Raw genomic sequence first — 15537 nt, 5'->3', positions numbered from 1 at the left:
TGTGTATCCCCCAATTATCAGTATGGTTCGCCAGCCACGGTCCGCTCCCGGCTTCTATGCACGCAGGCCTGACCGTTTTTTGGGTGGAGCACCTTGTTGTGCGACAACAGGTCGCAGAAGGACGGACGAACGGGCAAAGGTTACCATTTGCAAGTGACAGAAAAACCAAACTGACATCACCTTTTGTACGTCATCTGATCTCTATCGCTTCATGACCTCACAGGAATCCCCATGCCGATCATTGTCGAGCCGCTGAACCAAGCCACTGCCCAGGATCGGCAGGATCTGCAGAAGATCTACAGCGACGCCCCGGACTGGCTGTTCCCCCCGTTTTCCGGGGCCTCGCAGTTGATCGAAGACTGTCTGCGCGACGGCACACTGATCGCCGGACGCTTCAATGATCGCCTGCTGGGCGCGGCCCGCTTGCAAAGGCACCAAGACGCCTGGCACTTGTCCCTAATATGTGTGCGAAAGATTACCCGTCGCCGTGGTGTTGCCGAGCGACTGGTCGCCGAAGCCCGGAAAATGGCCGCGCAATCGGGCATGCCCCTGCGCCTGCTGGCGCCCGCCGGGCATCTGGAGGCTCAGGCGCTGGCCGCCAAGCTGAAACTTACGCTGGATATATTGCCGGCGTGAACACTGACCGGTCGCCTGTTCGGGGGCGCTATACTCCTCGGCTAAATTTTGAATTCGATTAATTACAAGGACTCGCCCATGAAAGCGTTCGGCAAAATCCTGGGTCTGGTACTTCTCGGGCTGTTGCTGATCATTGTGGCGCTGGGCTTTGCCCTGACCCACCTCTTCGATCCCAACGACTACAAAGACGAGATCCGCCAGATTGCCCGCGACAAGGCCCACATCGAGCTGACGCTCAATGGCGATATCGGCTGGAGCCTGTTCCCGTGGCTGGGCCTGGAGCTGCACGACGCCAGTGTGGCGACCCTGGTCAAGCCGGCCGAGCCGTTTGCCGACTTGCAGATGCTCGGCCTATCGGTGCGCGTACTGCCGCTGCTGCGCCGTGAAGTGCAGATGAGCGACGTGCGCGTCGAGGGCCTGAACCTGCGCCTGAACCGCGACAAGGACGGCCACGGCAATTGGGAAGACGTCGGCAAGGTGCCGGCAGCGGCCAACACCGACACGACCGGTACTGCGCCCGCAGCGAGTGAACCTGCGCCCGAAGCCAGCGTCGCGGCCGAAAAACCGCCGCAGCCGATCCGCCTGGACATCGACAGCCTGACCGTGAACAACGCTCGGGTCGAATACAGCGACGAAAAAACCGGCAAGAGTTTCAGCGCCGAAAGCATCCAGTTGAGCACCGGCGCGGTTCACGACTCCGTCAACATTCCGCTCAAGCTCACGGCCTTCCTGTCAGCCAACCAGCCGGCACTGCGAGTGCGTACCGAGCTCAATGGTGAGGTGCGCATCGCACGTGCACTGCAGCGCTATCAGCTCGAAGACATGAAGTTGTCCGGTGAAGTGACCGGCGACCCGTTGCAAGGCAAGACCATGACGTTCTCCGCCCAGGGGCAGTTGGTGCTGGACAAGGCCGCCAATGTCGCCGAGTGGACAGGCATCAAGATCTCCGCCAACCAATTGCGGGCACTGGGTGAACTGAAGGTCAACGACCTCGACAAGACCCCACAGGTCAGCGGCGGCATCTCGATTGCCCAGTTCGACCTGGCGAAATTCGTCGAAAGCATCGGCCAGAAACTCCCGGCCATGGCCGAAGGCAGCCTGAGCAAGGTCGAACTGGTCAGCCGTCTGGCAGCAACACCCACGAGCCTGGCGCTCGACGACCTCAACCTGAAAGTCGACGACAGCACCTTCAGCGGCCGCATCGCCGTCGAAGACTTCGCCAGGCAATCGCTGCGCGCAGTACTCAAGGCCGACACCTTCAACGTCGACCGTTACCTGCCGCCAAAATCCGCCGAGGCCAATAGCGCGACACAAGTGCGCCAGGCCGAAGTCGCCAGCACCGAAGCCGATGCCATGGCCGGCGCCGGCAGCACTCCGTTGCCACCCGCACCGACCAAGGACGCCTGGAGCAGCGAGCGCCTGCTGCCTGTGGAGCGCTTGAGCAAGCTCGATGTGGACGCCGACCTGAACTTCGGCCAGTTGACCCTGCAAAAACTGCCGATCCATAACGCAGCACTCAAGGCCACCGGCCAGGGCGGCCTGCTGACACTGGCCAACCTGCGCGGCGACCTGTACGAGGGCAACTTCGAAACCACCGGCACGCTCGATGTACGCCAGCCAGTGCCGGCGCTGAACCTGCAGACGAAGATCAGCCGGGTACCGGCAGAAAAAATCCTCGAAAGCCAGGGCAAGAACCCGCCGGTCAAAGGCCTGGTCACGCTCAACAGCAGCCTGACCGGCAGCGGTAACAGCCAGAAAGCCTTGATCGAAACCCTCAACGGCAACGCCAGTTTCGTCATCAACAATGGCGTGCTGCTCAACGCCAACCTTGAGCAACAGCTGTGCAAAGGCATCGCCACGCTCAACCGCAAAACCCTCAACGGCGAACCCCGGGGCAAGGACACACCGTTCCAGGAACTCAAAGGCAACCTGACCTTGCGTAACGGCGTGGCCAGCAATCCGGACCTGAAAGTGCGTATCCCGGGAATGACCGTCAACGGTGACGGCGACATCGATCTGCGAGTGCTGGGCATGGACTACCGCGTCGGCATCATCGTCGAAGGCGATACCAGCGCCATGCCGGACCCGGCCTGCCAGGTCGGCGACAAGTTTGTCGGCATCGAGTGGCCACTGCGCTGCCGCGGCCCGCTGGAACTGGGCGCCAAGGCTTGCCGCCTGGATAATGACCGCATGGGCCAGGTCGCGACCAAACTGGCTGGCGACAGGATCAGCGAAAAAATCGACGAGAAATGGGGCGACAAGGTCGACCCGAAACTGAAAGACGCGCTCAAGGGGCTGTTCAAGCAATGAGAGCCGAACAGTTTTCAACGGCGGTGCTGGACTGGTTCGATCGCCACGGCCGTCACGATTTACCCTGGCAACAAGGCATCAACCCGTATCGGGTGTGGGTTTCGGAAATCATGTTGCAGCAGACCCAGGTCAGCACCGTGCTGAACTACTTCGACCGCTTCATGGCCTCATTGCCTACGGTCGAAGCCCTGGCAGCGGCGCCGGAAGACGAAGTGCTGCACCTGTGGACGGGCCTGGGTTACTACACCCGCGCGCGCAATTTGCAGAAGACCGCGAAGATCGTCGTCGAGCAATACGGCGGCGAATTCCCCCGGGACGTGGAAAAACTCACTGACTTGCCGGGGATCGGCCTGTCCACCGCAGGCGCCATTGCCAGCATCAGCATGGGCCTGCGCGCACCGATCCTCGACGGCAACGTCAAACGGGTGCTGGCGCGCTTTACCGCGCAGGAGGGCTACCCAGGCGAGCCAAAGGTCGCCAAACAGCTCTGGGCCAGCGCTGAGCGCTTTACACCGCACGATCGGGTCAACGCCTACACCCAGGCGATGATGGACCTGGGCGCCACGCTCTGCACCCGCAGCAAACCGAGCTGCCTGCTGTGCCCGCTGGAAAAGGGCTGCGAGGCGCACATGCTCGGCCTGGAAACCCGCTACCCGATTCCCAAGCCGCGCAAGGCGATTCCGCAGAAACGCACATTGATGCCGATGCTTGCCAACGACGAAGGCGCGATCCTGCTTTACCGTCGCCCGTCCACGGGCCTGTGGGGCGGTTTGTGGAGCCTGCCGGAGCTCGACGACCTCGACGACCTGCCGCACCTTGCATCACAGCACTCGCTGGAATTGGGCGCCCAACAGGCATTGCCGAACCTGGTGCACACCTTCAGCCATTTTCAGTTATCCATCGAACCCTGGCTGGTTCAGGTCCAGGAGGCCGGCCATCACGTGGCCGAGGCTGACTGGCTCTGGTATAACCTCGCCACCCCGCCGCGCCTGGGCCTTGCCGCCCCGGTCAAAACCTTGCTCGAACGCGCGGCCGCCGTATTGAACGCAGGAGATTCGTCATGACCCGCACCATCATGTGCCGCAAGTACAAAGAAGAATTGCCAGGCCTGGAGCGCGCTCCCTTCCCGGGCGCCAAAGGCCAGGACATTTTTGACCACGTCTCGCAAAAGGCCTGGGCCGACTGGCAGAAGCACCAGACCCTGCTGATCAACGAAAAACGCCTGAACATGATGAACGCCGAAGATCGCAAATATCTTCAAGGCGAAATGGACAAGTACTTCTCCGGCGAGGATTACGCCAAGGCCGAAGGCTACGTGCCGCCGTCGGAATAACCCCGATTTATCGGGGGTCGGAACGTAAGCGACGGTAATAATTAAATTTTTTTTGAAAACTTGCTTGACGACCCCCTGAAAAACCCGTTTAATGCGCCCCGTTGCCCAGATAGCTCAGTCGGTAGAGCAGGGGATTGAAAATCCCCGTGTCGGCGGTTCGATTCCGTCTCTGGGCACCAAAATACCGAAAAACCCCAAGCGAAGATGATTCCTTGGGGTTTTTTATTGCCTGCGATTTAACGGCCGCCGGACCAGGTCCCTCACACTTTCCCCTTGACCCGTCATTCCAGCCATTCTCACTCCCGCCTCTCAAAAACAGATAGCTTTCGAAATGCTTGAAGCTATCGCCGAGAACTCACCCAAGCCGCATCCACTGACGCAGGCTCAGTTGCCGGGTTCAAAACACAGCTGACAGGGGCAAACAGCCTGGAGCTACCGATTTGATCGTCTGACTGATGGCAGTTTGACGCCATCGTTTTGCCCTGTAGACTGCCAGGCACTTCCGCTTTCTCTTTGCATAAAAGGAATTTGCAATGCCAACCCTGGGCGAAACTCGCGTCAACCCTACGACTGGCTATCACTCCGAGCCCTCCCTCACGGCTCTGAAAGATGGTGGATACATCGTGGCGTGGAGCGATCAGGGAACAGGCTCCACCGATTACATCTACACCCAGCGCTATAACGCCAGTGGCGTGAAGACAGGTGGGCCCGCCCTCGTCAACAGCGTTACGAACAGCGCACAGGAAGATCCCACCATTACCGCACTGGCCAACGGTGGCTACGTGGTCGCCTGGCAATCGGACAGCTTTGACGATATGTCGGACATCGCCGCCCAGGTCTACAACGCCAATGGCGCCAAGGTTGGAAGCGAGTTCATCGTCAACACAAGCAGAAACGGCATCCAGGACAGTGCGCAGATCACCGCGCTAAAAGATGGCGGTTTTGTGGTGTCCTGGGCTTCGTACGGCCAGGACGGCAGCGGTTGGGGCGGTTACCTGCAACGCTATAACGCCAGCGGCGCAAAGACTGGTGCAGAAACACGCGTCTCTACCACCACTCAGTACGACCAGGATGGCCCTACGGTCACCGGTCTTGCCGATGGCGGCATGATGGTGGTTTGGGAGGGTAACGGAACAGGCGATACATCCGGTATTTTCGGTCAGCGGTTCAAGGCCGACGGCAGCAAATCGGGTGGAGAAATTCGCATCAACACCAGGGTTGCCGACGATCAGACAGACCCCATGATCAAGGTTCTGAGTAATGGTAACTATGTCGTCACCTGGCAATCAGCTCCCGACGATGGCGATGGCGACGACGAAACCGATGCCCCTGGCGACGTCTACGCGCAGCTTTTCAATGCCGCCGGCGTAAAAGTGGGCGCAGAAACCCGGGTGAACACCACCACCGCAGGCAATCAGGAAGAGCCTGATGTCACCGCCATGACGGGGGGCGGTTATCTGGTGACCTGGGCAGGCCAGGGCACCGGTGATGTAAATGGCATCTTCGCCCAACTCTTCAATGCCAGCGGCGTCAAGGTTGGGAGCGAAACCCGCATCAATACCACCACTACCGGCAATCAAATGTTCACCCAGGTGACTACATTGGCCGATGGCGGTTATGTGATTGCCTGGGAGTCCTCTGTGGTCAATGGGCAAGTTGACGTTTATACCCAGCGTTTTGACGCGAACGGCAACAAGGTTTCCAGCCTGACAGGCGATACCTTGGCCAACACCCTGACCTGGACCGGCGCCGGCAGCGTGATCATCGACGGCGGCGCGGGCAACGACACGCTTACAGGTGGCCGCGCCAACGATCATCTAAACGGCGGCGCCGGCAATGACTCGCTCAACGGCGCTGCCGGTGCCGACCGCCTGATCGGCGGCGACGGCTCCGACCTCTACTACGTCGACAACGCCAGCGATATCGTCAGCGAAACCAATGCCACGGCCAGTACCGGCGGCACCGACAGAGTGTATAGCTACCTCGGCGCCTACACCCTGGGTGACAACGTCGAGAACCTGCGCCTGCTGTCGACCGGCGCTGCCAACGGCACCGGTAACAGCCTCAACAACGTCATCGACGCAGGTGCCGGCAACAACATCCTCAATGGCGGCGCCGGTATCGATACCGCGTCCTATGCCTACGCCACCGCGGCGGTCACGGCCAACCTGGCGCTGACCACCGCGCAAGCCACCGGTGGCTCCGGTTCAGACACCCTGTTGAACTTTGAAAACCTCACGGGCAGCAACTACAACGACAAGCTGACCGGCAACGCAACCGCCAACACCCTCATCGGCGGTGCCGGCAACGACACGCTCACCGGTGGCGCCGGCAACGACCTGCTGATCGGCGGCACGGGCCTGGACAAGCTGTATGGTGGCACCGGGGCCGACAAGTTCGACTTCAATGCCTTGAGTGAAATGGGCCTGGGCGCCGCCCTGCGCGATGTCATTGGCGACTTCAAGACCAGCGAAGGCGACAAGATCGACCTGTCGACCCTGGACGCCAACCTGGCGACGGTGGCCAACGATGCGTTCAGCTTCATCGGCTCCAGCGCCTTCAGCAGCAATGCCGCAGGGCAGCTGCGGTTCGCCGGCGGCATTCTCTACGGCAGCACCGACGCCGACACGGCCGCTGAGTTCGAAATTCAGTTGCTGGGGGTGAACACACTGAAAGTTACCGACCTGATTGCCTGATCAGTCAGACGTTGCCTATCCGATGTTCCATGGTTGTCCCGAAAACAAACTGACAAGAAAGTTTTAAATAAATGACAGGGGTGTTGATATGGCTAGCTTGATAAACGGACTTGGTGGTACATCGGGTTTCGGGGAGAACCAGCTGACTCGAAACGATGACAGCTACACCTCTTACATTGATATCAGCACTGTTTTCGGGGCTGCCGGACTCAATTTCTTCGGCACCAACTACACCGACATTTCCGTCAACAACAACGGAAACATCACATTCGGCGGCGGTCTTTCCACCTATACCCCCTACGGCATGCAAGATTCCAGCAGGCCGATGATTGCTCCCTTTTTTGCCGACGTCGATACCCGTGGCACAACGGTCAGTGCCACGCCGGGTGGCACATCGACGGGCAGCAATCTGGTCTATTACGACTTCAATACCGCAGGCAATGGCACGCTGACCGTTACCTGGGATGACGTCGGTTACTACAACAGTAAGGTAGATAAGCTCAATGCCTTCCAACTCCAGCTGGTTGGAAAGGGCAACGGCAACTTCGATGTCATCTTCAGATATGAAACCATCAACTGGACGACCGGTAGCGCCAGTGGCGGTACCGACGGCCTGGGAGGAACCGTTGCCCGTGCCGGTTACTCGACCGGCGACGGTTCCTCCTGGTATGAACTGCCACAATCGGGCAATGAATCCGCCATTCTCGGGCTGGAAACCACCCTTGGTAACACAGGGGTAGCCGGTTATTACAAGTTCAGCATCGTCAGCGGCACATCCGGCAATGACAACATGCAAGGAACGGCCGGGAATGACTCGCTCTATGGCTCATCGGGCAATGACGTCATCAATGGTTTCGCCGGAAATGATGTGCTCTACGGCGCAGCGGGCAGCGACAGGCTCTTGGGCGGCCTGGGAGACGACACCTATATCGTGGATGCGCTGGATACGCTTGTTGAACTTGCCAACCAGGGTACCGACGTCGTTCAGGCAGAAATCAGCTATACACTCGGTGACAACCTGGAGAACCTGATACTGACTGGTAGCAGCAGTATCAACGGCACAGGTAACGCCCTGAACAACACCTTTGTCGGCAACACATCAAACAATGTATTCAATGGCGCGGCGGGCACCGACTTTGTTTCATATGCCTACTCCAACTATGGCGTCAGCGTCGATCTGTCCAACACCAACTCACAATATACGTCCCAAGGCTACGATACATTCGTGTCTATCGAAGGCATCATCGGTACCGATGACTCCGACACGCTGACCGGCAATGCCCTGGCCAATATCCTTATCGGCGGCGCAGATAACGACACCCTCAATGGCGGGGCCGGCAACGACACCCTCGATGGCGGCAGTGGCGCCGACCAGATGACTGGCGGCGATGGCTCTGACGTGTACTACGTCGACAATGTCGGCGATATCGTCAGCGAGACCAATGCTGTCGCCAGCACCGGTGGTACCGATACCGTTAACAGCTATCTCGGGACCTACACCCTGGGCGCCAATGTCGAGAACCTGCGCTTGTTGTCGACCGGCACTGTCCACGGCGCCGGTAACAGTCTCAACAACGTCATCGACGCCGGGGCCGGCAACAACATCCTCAATGGCGCCGCCGGTATCGATACCGCGTCCTATGCCTACGCCACCGCGGCGGTCACGGCCAACCTGGGACTGACCACTGCGCAAGCCACCGGTGGCTCCGGTTCCGACACCCTGTTGAACTTCGAAAACCTCACGGGCAGCAACTATCACGACAGGCTGACCGGCAATGCGGCCGCCAACACCCTCAGCGGTGGCCTGGGCAGCGACCAACTCAACGGCGCTGCCGGTGCCGACCGCCTGATCGGCGGCGACGGCTCCGACCTCTACTACGTCGACAATGCTGGCGATATCGTCAGTGAAACCAATGCTGTCGCCAGCACCGGTGGCATCGATACCGTTTATAGCTACCTCGGTGCCTACACCCTGACTGACAATGTCGAGAACCTGCGCCTGCTGGCGACCGGCGCTGCCAACGGCACCGGTAACAGCCTCAATAACGTCATCGATGCAGGTGCCGGCAACAACATCCTCAATGGCGGCGCCGGTATCGATACCGCGTCCTATGCCTATGCCACGGCGGCGGTGACGGTCAACCTGGGACTGACCACTGCGCAAGCCACCGGTGGTTCCGGTTCCGACACCCTGTTGAACTTCGAAAACCTCACGGGCAGCAACTATCACGACAGGCTGACCGGCAATGCGGCCGCCAACACCCTCAGCGGTGGCCTGGGCAGCGACCAACTCAACGGCGCTGCCGGTGCCGACCGCCTGATCGGCGGCGACGGCTCCGACCTCTACTACGTCGATAACGCCGGCGATATCGTCAGCGAAACCAATGCTGCCGCCAGCACCGGTGGCATCGATACCGTTTATAGCTCCCTCGGTGCCTACACCCTGACTGACAATGTCGAGAACCTGCGCCTGCTGTCGACCGGCGCTGCCAACGGCACCGGTAACAGCCTCAACAACGTCATCGACGCCGGGGCCGGCAACAACATCCTCAATGGCGCCGCCGGTATCGATACCGCGTCCTATGCCTACGCCACCGCAGCGGTCACGGCCAACCTGGCGCTGACCACCGCGCAAGCCACCGGTGGTTCCGGTTCAGACACCCTGTTGAACTTCGAAAACCTCACGGGCAGCAACTACAACGACAAGCTGACCGGCAACGCAGCCGCCAACACCCTCATCGGCGGTGCCGGCAACGACACGCTCACCGGTGGCGCCGGCAACGACCTGCTGATCGGCGGCACGGGCCTGGACAAGCTGTATGGTGGCACCGGGGCCGACAAGTTCGACTTCAATGCCTTGAGTGAAATGGGCCTGGGCGCCGCCCTGCGCGATGTCATTGGCGACTTCAAGACCAGCGAAGGCGACAAGATCGACCTGTCGACCCTGGACGCCAACCTGGCGACGGTGGCCAACGATGCGTTCAGCTTCATCGGCTCCAGCGCCTTCAGCAGCAATGCCGCAGGGCAGTTGCGGTTCGCCGGCGGCATTCTCTACGGCAGCACCGACGCCGACACGGCAGCGGAGTTCGAAATTCAGTTGGTGGGAGTGAGCAACTTGCAAACTACCGACCTGATTGCCTGATAGAGGGTCGTCTCTGACACTAAAGTACCAAGAAACCCTGAATCGCAGGATTCAGGGTTTTTTATGCCCGCGGGAAAGTGAATGTGCAGGTTATAGCCGGTGGTCTGCTGGATGGCCTTGGACTCATCCTCGCCGATACCGCCCGACAGGTAGGTGATGCCGTTTTGTTCCTGGCTTTGCACCTGCACCCCCTGGCTGTCGATGGGCTCAAGGCTGGCCATTCCTGGTTGCCCCCCGGCCTGTCAGAACGCTCCGCCTGCTTTAACGGAAATGGATGACATACGACGATTAACAGTTTGTGCAGAATTAAAGGAGGAGCTGCCGCATAACCGGCAGCAGATACACAGCAGGGATGTAGAAAATGACTGACGCCGCTCAACCAGACGTCGAAACCGCAGAGCTTTTTACCGAACAAGAAATCAGAACTTTCAGCTTTGATATTCCGCAGTCAACGTTGCTTCACACATTCGCCGAAGAACTGGCCGCCATCGGTGGGCCACAGGCACCGGGAGCCAAGTCCAAAGCCGCTTTGGCGGCTATTGAATTGAAGTTCTCGTTCTCGAAAGACCAATGCGAACTGTTGAGTGCCTATTCCGATGGCCTTGTTTCCGTATTGATCTTTGATGGGTTGCAAAAAATCTCAGACGCCAGCCCTCCAGATGAATTACCAGATCAGACTTCCCTGGAAAACCGAAGCGACGTCCTTTGCCTGGCCGCCCGCAACCAGATCCTATTGAAACTGGTAGATAACAGGGCCTTTGCCTACGACATGGACAATGACGGAAAACTGGTTCGACTGGTGGCCAACTTCAAGGGCGGCGGACTGACCAGAATCCCTGCAGAGCCGGACATCAAAGAATTGAGCTCCCACTCCGGCCTGGCGCTAGGCCCACACACAGAGGCGCCCTACCGGTGCGCCATAAACGCGAAAGACGGACACTCACCCTCGCCGTCGTCGCTGATACTCTCAGCTTTGTGGAACCCGAGCCTGGAACCGACACGAGTCATTCCACTGCCTCCCATACTCGAAAAAATCGGCATAACCAACTGCCTCGCGCTGACTACGGGGAGCTTTCAGTTCACCCGCAGTGACTCCTTTGTCAGAGGCAAGGGAGAGGATGGTCACAATGTTTCAATTCTGGAATTCGATGACAACGTCGGGTTCGCGGCCCGTTTCAACTCATACCGATTTTCGGTTAACGGCAATGCCTCACGTTTCGTCAAAACGGCCTATGCCGCCCTATGCCAGGGTGTGCGCGAAGCAACGCCAATCGAATACACGCTGACGCAAGAGTCCGCCTTGCTCATCAATAACGTTCGGGCGCTGCACGGACGGGACATCATCCAAGACAACAGACGGGTGCTAGTTCGCATTTTTGGCCTGTCGAAATTTTCGTCTCCTATCGTTATTTCAGAAGACCCGCTGAGGCTGCAGGGCTGACTTTTGGATGACTTGCCAGTAACTGTAAAAGAGGAATCGGAATGTCTTGGGATGTAATTAGCCTATTAGCGCTCGTCGCATTTTGCGCCGGCTTTTTTGATGCAATAGCAGGTGGCGGAGGATTAATAACCTTGCCTGCACTGTTTCTGGCTGGGGTGGATCCCATCAGTGCGATTGCCACGAACAAGTTCCAGGCCGCTTCGGCAACCGTTTCGGCAACGGTAACCTTTGCTCGCAAAGGAATGATCGAGTGGCGCGAAGGCCGCTTCCTGGTTGTCTGCGGATTTATTGGCGGCGCCAGTGGAGCCTTGCTGGTCAGCTCTATTGATAAGCGCTACCTGGAAGTTTGCGTACCTATCATGCTGATTCTGGTGGCCATCTATTTTGCGCTTTCTCCAAAGCTGGCCAATGAAGATCGACGCAAGAGAATCGGCATTCTGCTTTTTTCGTTTAGCGTTGCGCCGATTCTGGGCTTCTACGACGGTATATTTGGCCCCGGTGTAGGCTCTTTCTTTATCGTCGGATTCGTACTGCTCTGCGGCCTGGGCATGATGCGGGCCATGAGCTTTACCAAACTTGCCAACGCCTCATGTAATCTCGGTTCTCTGTCGGTCTTTATCACCAAAGGTGTGATTATCTGGCCGGTAGCCATAGCCATGGCTTTGGCGGCCTTCGTCGGTGCTCAATTGGGTGCACGGGCCGCTGTCCGGGTTGGACCACGGTTGATCAAACCTATGTTGATCGTGGTCTGCTGCGCGTTGGCCATCAAACTGCTGAGCGTAGAAACCAACCCTTTACGCGTTGCACTCATCCAGACATTGGCGTCGTTATGATCATCACGTCGAAAATGATCGGCGCCCAAGACGGGTCTGTACGCCGTTCATGACACCACATACAAGAAACCCTGAATTACAGGATCCAGGGTCTGATTGCGCTTCTTGATTTACAGACTCTCGCTAACTCGCATCATTCCAGTGGAAAACCAGATTACGGGCTGCACCACTGCCAACATCGGCAACGTCCTGCCGTGTTTCGCCGTTATGCGTCGCAATGACCGTGTATTTACCGGCCGGCAGTTTCACGTAGACCAGCGGGCCGGCGCCATTGAGCGTCAACACGGTCTGCCCCGGGGCTTTCTGAATAACCACATTCACGTCTGGAGTGTATTCATTTCCCGTCCCGACAGAGAATGTCATGTGCAGGTTATAGCCGGTGGTCTGCTGGATGGCCTTGGACTCATCCTCGCCGATACCGCCCGACAGGTAGGTGATGCCGTTTTGTTCCTGGCTTTGCACCTGCACCCCCTGGCTGTCGATGGGCTCAAGGCTGGCGGCAGGTGTCATCGCTGGATACATCAGCATGCCTACAGCGGTGAGGGGCAACAGGAGTGTATGGAGGTATTTCATGATGACGACTCCCGGGTTCTGCAGAACCCAATCGTTACACTCTTTGGATTTCCAGCCGGAGGGAGGGGTTTAGATTGATTTGGCCTGAGTACGAAACGTACTACGCCATTTGCTCCTCAACCCTCGCTTGCCATCAGACCCGTCCTGCCGGACAACCCGGTATTTCCTGTCTGTTTTTCAGTAATCCCCGGCATCTTCGAAAGGTGCACACTTGTCATTCTCTTTCGCTGTTCAACCTGCTGCGGAAGACCTCATGACAACCCCCACCCCCAACGACACTCACGACCCACATCTGGCATCACTGCTTGGCAACCTTGGTAAATTGATCCATCAGGCACGTCAGAAAGTGCTTCGGGCGGTCGATACCGTGCAAGTGCAAACCTGCTGGCAGATTGGCCGGCACATTGTTGAGTTCGAACAGAACGGCGCGCGACGGGCCAAGTATGGCAAAGAGTTACTGTCAACCTTGGCCAAAGTGCTAACTGCGGAGTTCGGAAAGGGATTTGACGCGTCCAACCTTCGGTATATGCGTCTGTTCTATCAAGCCTTTCCAATTCGTGACGCACTGCGTCACGAATTGAGCTGGACCCACTACCGCCACCTGCTTCGGGTCGACAACGACAGCGCTCGTCTCTGGTACATGAACGAATCAGCCACCCAAAACTGGTCAAGCCGAGCGCTGGAGCGCCAGATCAATACGCTGTACTACGAACGCCTGTTGGCGAGTCGCGATCGCGGCAGCGTCAAGCAGGAGGCCGCCACCCACATTCAAAACATGAAGGCCAGCCCTCGGGATTTCATCCGTGATCCGGTGGTACTGGAGTTTCTTGGTTTACCCAATGCCGGCAAGCTTCAGGAAAGCGAGATCGAACAAGCGCTGATCGAACAATTGCTGGCCAGCAAGTACAAGCTTGTCCTGCCGAGTGAAGAGGAACTGCGTGATGCACTGGATCGGGAGCGAGCAGCACTTGAAGAGCGCTTGACCAATCAACAACCGCGTTGAATCGAACGGATTGTCCATCAACGGCATCAAGACTATCGTTGGCAGCTACCCGCAAAGGACTGACGCCGATGAATTTGCAGGACACGCCTCCACTGGCCCCCACGCGCATCGAGCTGCCGCGGCCGGATACCATCCCTGGCAAGCCGTTCAAGGAAACCGCCGCGGACGGTTTCATCCTCGGTGGCTTCACCTGGCGACACGCCTCTCAAGACGCCGCTCGTCCGGTAGTGATCATCAATGCCGCCACGTCAGTCCGTTGCCGGCATTACTCACGTTTTGCCGACTATCTGTTCGCCCACGGCTTCGATGTCATCACCTATGACTACCGCGGCATCGGCGAGTCGCGTCCGGCATCGCTCAAGGGGCTTCAAGCCTCGTGGACCGATTGGGGAGCGCTGGATTTCGAAGCGATGCTCAAGCGCGCACAGCGTGAGTTCCCGGGGCAGCCTGTCGATGTGGTCGGCCACAGCTTTGGCGGCTGTGCAGCGGGCCTGGGGGCGTCCGGGCACCTGATCCGGCGCCTGGTGACGGTCGGTGCGCAATTCGCCTACTGGCGCGACTATGCGCCGACCCATCGCTGGCGCATGTTCGGCAAGTGGCATGTGCTGATGCCACTGGTGACGATGATCTACGGCTACTTTCCGGGCAAACGCCTTGGCTGGCTGGAAGACACACCTGCTGGCGTGGTCCGTGACTGGAGTCTCTCCACTGCCCGTTACGAGAAACGCGCCAGCGGCCGCACAATCAGCAAAACCACCGGGCAGTTGCCCTTTGCCAACGTCACCGCGCAAACCCTGGCCATCAGCATCAGCGACGATCCCTACGGCACGGTCCCTGCCATCGAGCGCCTGCTTGGCTACTTCACCGGCAGCTCAAACTCTCACCTGCGCATCCATCCCGAAGACATCGGCGAAGAAGAAGTCGGACATTTCGCCTTTTTTCGTAGCGCATACCAAGCCACACTATGGCCCATTGCATTGGCCTGGCTGCAAAACGGCGAACTGGCCCCCGATACCCCCGGGCGGCGAGTGCCACGCAGTTAGGGGGCGTTCTCAATTAGTTTCCACGCCGCGCCGGGTTTGCTGACGGGAAAACTAATTGAGAACGCCCCCTAGGCCCTTTGCCCCTTCAACGAATACGGAACGACGCCCATGGCCTCCGCCAACAAGCAGCAAAAACGCGCCTCCCGCGCCAAGGCCAAGGCCAAGCAGAACCGCACCCAGCGGGCTGCCGCGCCGGTGGAACTGGACCCGAACGACGATCGCATCGACTTCGAGTCGGTGGACCTGACCGACATGTTCAAAGAGATGATCGATGCACAAAAGATCAGCCAGCAGGCCATGTGCGCGGCCTTTCTGGAACATCCGCTTATCGCACTGGTACTGGAACAGGAAGGCGAGGAAACAGCGACAGACTTCATCCTCGCTGCTCTGATCGAATATCGCCAATGGTCGGCCGAAACCGACGAAGCCGGCGCCCTGGCGTGGATCGAATCACCGGCCTTTCAGGCCGACTACGTGGCGGCGTCCGACGCCATTGCCGCGCAAACCCAACAGAAACCGAACTGAGT

General features: G+C 58.7%; 12 protein-coding genes, 1 tRNA gene and 2 pseudogenes. 13 read left to right on the top strand and 2 right to left on the bottom strand.

What is annotated here, in order from left to right:
- Positions 1 to 231: 231 nt before the first annotated feature.
- The 8 genes and pseudogenes from ACMDB8_RS01030 to ACMDB8_RS00995 all read left to right on the top strand — a co-directional run bounded on the left by ACMDB8_RS01030 (position 232) and on the right by ACMDB8_RS00995 (position 10117).
- Positions 232 to 636: an acetyl-CoA sensor PanZ family protein gene (locus ACMDB8_RS01030; RefSeq protein ID WP_409078517.1), complete on the top strand. Its 405-nt coding sequence runs from the start codon at positions 232 to 234 to the stop codon at positions 634 to 636.
- 78 nt (positions 637 to 714) lie between these two features.
- Positions 715 to 2946: an AsmA family protein gene (locus ACMDB8_RS01025; protein WP_409078516.1), complete on the top strand. Its 2232-nt coding sequence runs from the start codon at positions 715 to 717 to the stop codon at positions 2944 to 2946.
- A complete protein-coding gene (gene mutY, locus ACMDB8_RS01020) occupies positions 2943 to 4010 on the top strand; it encodes an A/G-specific adenine glycosylase (protein ID WP_056725809.1) in 1068 nt (355 codons plus the stop codon). Before ACMDB8_RS01025 ends, mutY begins: the two co-directional genes overlap by 4 nt.
- Positions 4007 to 4279, top strand: a complete 273-nt coding sequence (locus tag ACMDB8_RS01015; protein WP_007989188.1) for an oxidative damage protection protein — start codon at positions 4007 to 4009, stop codon at positions 4277 to 4279. Before mutY ends, ACMDB8_RS01015 begins: the two co-directional genes overlap by 4 nt.
- Positions 4280 to 4382: 103 nt before the next feature.
- A tRNA-Phe gene (locus ACMDB8_RS01010) sits at positions 4383 to 4458 on the top strand.
- A gap of 354 nt (positions 4459 to 4812) precedes the next feature.
- Complete coding sequence (locus ACMDB8_RS01005; RefSeq protein ID WP_409078515.1) at positions 4813 to 6975, top strand: calcium-binding protein; 2163 nt, start codon at positions 4813 to 4815, stop codon at positions 6973 to 6975.
- Positions 6976 to 7063: 88 nt separating this feature from the next.
- Positions 7064 to 8605: pseudogene (locus ACMDB8_RS01000) on the top strand (nidogen-like domain-containing protein); the annotation flags it as partial.
- 93 nt (positions 8606 to 8698) lie between these two features.
- A complete protein-coding gene (locus ACMDB8_RS00995) occupies positions 8699 to 10117 on the top strand; it encodes a calcium-binding protein (RefSeq protein ID WP_413966578.1) in 1419 nt (472 codons plus the stop codon).
- 56 nt (positions 10118 to 10173) lie between these two features.
- On the opposite strand, the pseudogene ACMDB8_RS00990 reads toward ACMDB8_RS00995, so the two are convergent.
- Positions 10174 to 10335 (bottom strand): annotated as a pseudogene (locus ACMDB8_RS00990) (carboxypeptidase regulatory-like domain-containing protein); the annotation flags it as partial.
- Between the two features lie 143 nt (positions 10336 to 10478).
- On the opposite strand from ACMDB8_RS00990, the gene ACMDB8_RS00985 reads away from it, so the two are divergent.
- Complete coding sequence (locus tag ACMDB8_RS00985) at positions 10479 to 11558, top strand: hypothetical protein (protein ID WP_409079116.1); 1080 nt, start codon at positions 10479 to 10481, stop codon at positions 11556 to 11558.
- Positions 11559 to 11599: 41 nt separating this feature from the next.
- Positions 11600 to 12391: a TSUP family transporter gene (locus ACMDB8_RS00980; protein WP_409079115.1), complete on the top strand. Its 792-nt coding sequence runs from the start codon at positions 11600 to 11602 to the stop codon at positions 12389 to 12391.
- Between the two features lie 123 nt (positions 12392 to 12514).
- On the opposite strand, the gene ACMDB8_RS00975 is transcribed toward ACMDB8_RS00980, so the two are convergent.
- Positions 12515 to 12964 (bottom strand): carboxypeptidase regulatory-like domain-containing protein, encoded by a 450-nt coding sequence (locus ACMDB8_RS00975; RefSeq protein ID WP_409079114.1) that lies wholly within the window; start codon positions 12962 to 12964, stop codon positions 12515 to 12517.
- Between the two features lie 253 nt (positions 12965 to 13217).
- Here ACMDB8_RS00975 and ACMDB8_RS00970 point away from each other — a divergent pair, with 253 nt between their 5' ends.
- The 3 genes from ACMDB8_RS00970 (at position 13218) to ACMDB8_RS00960 (ending at position 15535) form a co-directional block, all read left to right on the top strand.
- Positions 13218 to 13967: a DUF1016 N-terminal domain-containing protein gene (locus ACMDB8_RS00970; protein ID WP_409079113.1), complete on the top strand. Its 750-nt coding sequence runs from the start codon at positions 13218 to 13220 to the stop codon at positions 13965 to 13967.
- 68 nt (positions 13968 to 14035) lie between these two features.
- Entirely contained in the window at positions 14036 to 15010 is a 975-nt protein-coding gene (locus ACMDB8_RS00965; RefSeq protein ID WP_409079112.1) for an alpha/beta hydrolase family protein, read from the top strand.
- Positions 15011 to 15118: 108 nt separating this feature from the next.
- Positions 15119 to 15535: a hypothetical protein gene (locus ACMDB8_RS00960; RefSeq protein ID WP_008046520.1), complete on the top strand. Its 417-nt coding sequence runs from the start codon at positions 15119 to 15121 to the stop codon at positions 15533 to 15535.
- Positions 15536 to 15537: the final 2 nt, after the last annotated feature.

This window comes from Pseudomonas monachiensis, assembly GCF_047345015.1.
GTDB lineage: Bacteria > Pseudomonadota > Gammaproteobacteria > Pseudomonadales > Pseudomonadaceae > Aquipseudomonas > Aquipseudomonas monachiensis.
This window is presented reverse-complemented; position numbering and strand designations above follow the sequence as displayed.

Excerpts from the sequence above, each read along its gene's own strand:
- ACMDB8_RS01030 (WP_409078517.1), top strand. The coding sequence starts at position 232 with ATGCCGATCATTGTCGAGCCGCTGAACCAAGCCACTGCCCAGGATCGG.
- ACMDB8_RS01025 (WP_409078516.1), top strand. The coding sequence starts at position 715 with ATGAAAGCGTTCGGCAAAATCCTGGGTCTGGTACTTCTCGGGCTGTTG.
- mutY (WP_056725809.1), top strand. The coding sequence starts at position 2,943 with ATGAGAGCCGAACAGTTTTCAACGGCGGTGCTGGACTGGTTCGATCGC.
- ACMDB8_RS01015 (WP_007989188.1), top strand. The coding sequence starts at position 4,007 with ATGACCCGCACCATCATGTGCCGCAAGTACAAAGAAGAATTGCCAGGC.
- ACMDB8_RS01005 (WP_409078515.1), top strand. The coding sequence starts at position 4,813 with ATGCCAACCCTGGGCGAAACTCGCGTCAACCCTACGACTGGCTATCAC.
- ACMDB8_RS00985 (WP_409079116.1), top strand. The coding sequence starts at position 10,479 with ATGACTGACGCCGCTCAACCAGACGTCGAAACCGCAGAGCTTTTTACC.
- ACMDB8_RS00980 (WP_409079115.1), top strand. The coding sequence starts at position 11,600 with ATGTCTTGGGATGTAATTAGCCTATTAGCGCTCGTCGCATTTTGCGCC.
- ACMDB8_RS00975 (WP_409079114.1), bottom strand. The coding sequence starts at position 12,964 with ATGAAATACCTCCATACACTCCTGTTGCCCCTCACCGCTGTAGGCATG.
- ACMDB8_RS00970 (WP_409079113.1), top strand. The coding sequence starts at position 13,218 with ATGACAACCCCCACCCCCAACGACACTCACGACCCACATCTGGCATCA.
- ACMDB8_RS00965 (WP_409079112.1), top strand. The coding sequence starts at position 14,036 with ATGAATTTGCAGGACACGCCTCCACTGGCCCCCACGCGCATCGAGCTG.
- ACMDB8_RS00960 (WP_008046520.1), top strand. The coding sequence starts at position 15,119 with ATGGCCTCCGCCAACAAGCAGCAAAAACGCGCCTCCCGCGCCAAGGCC.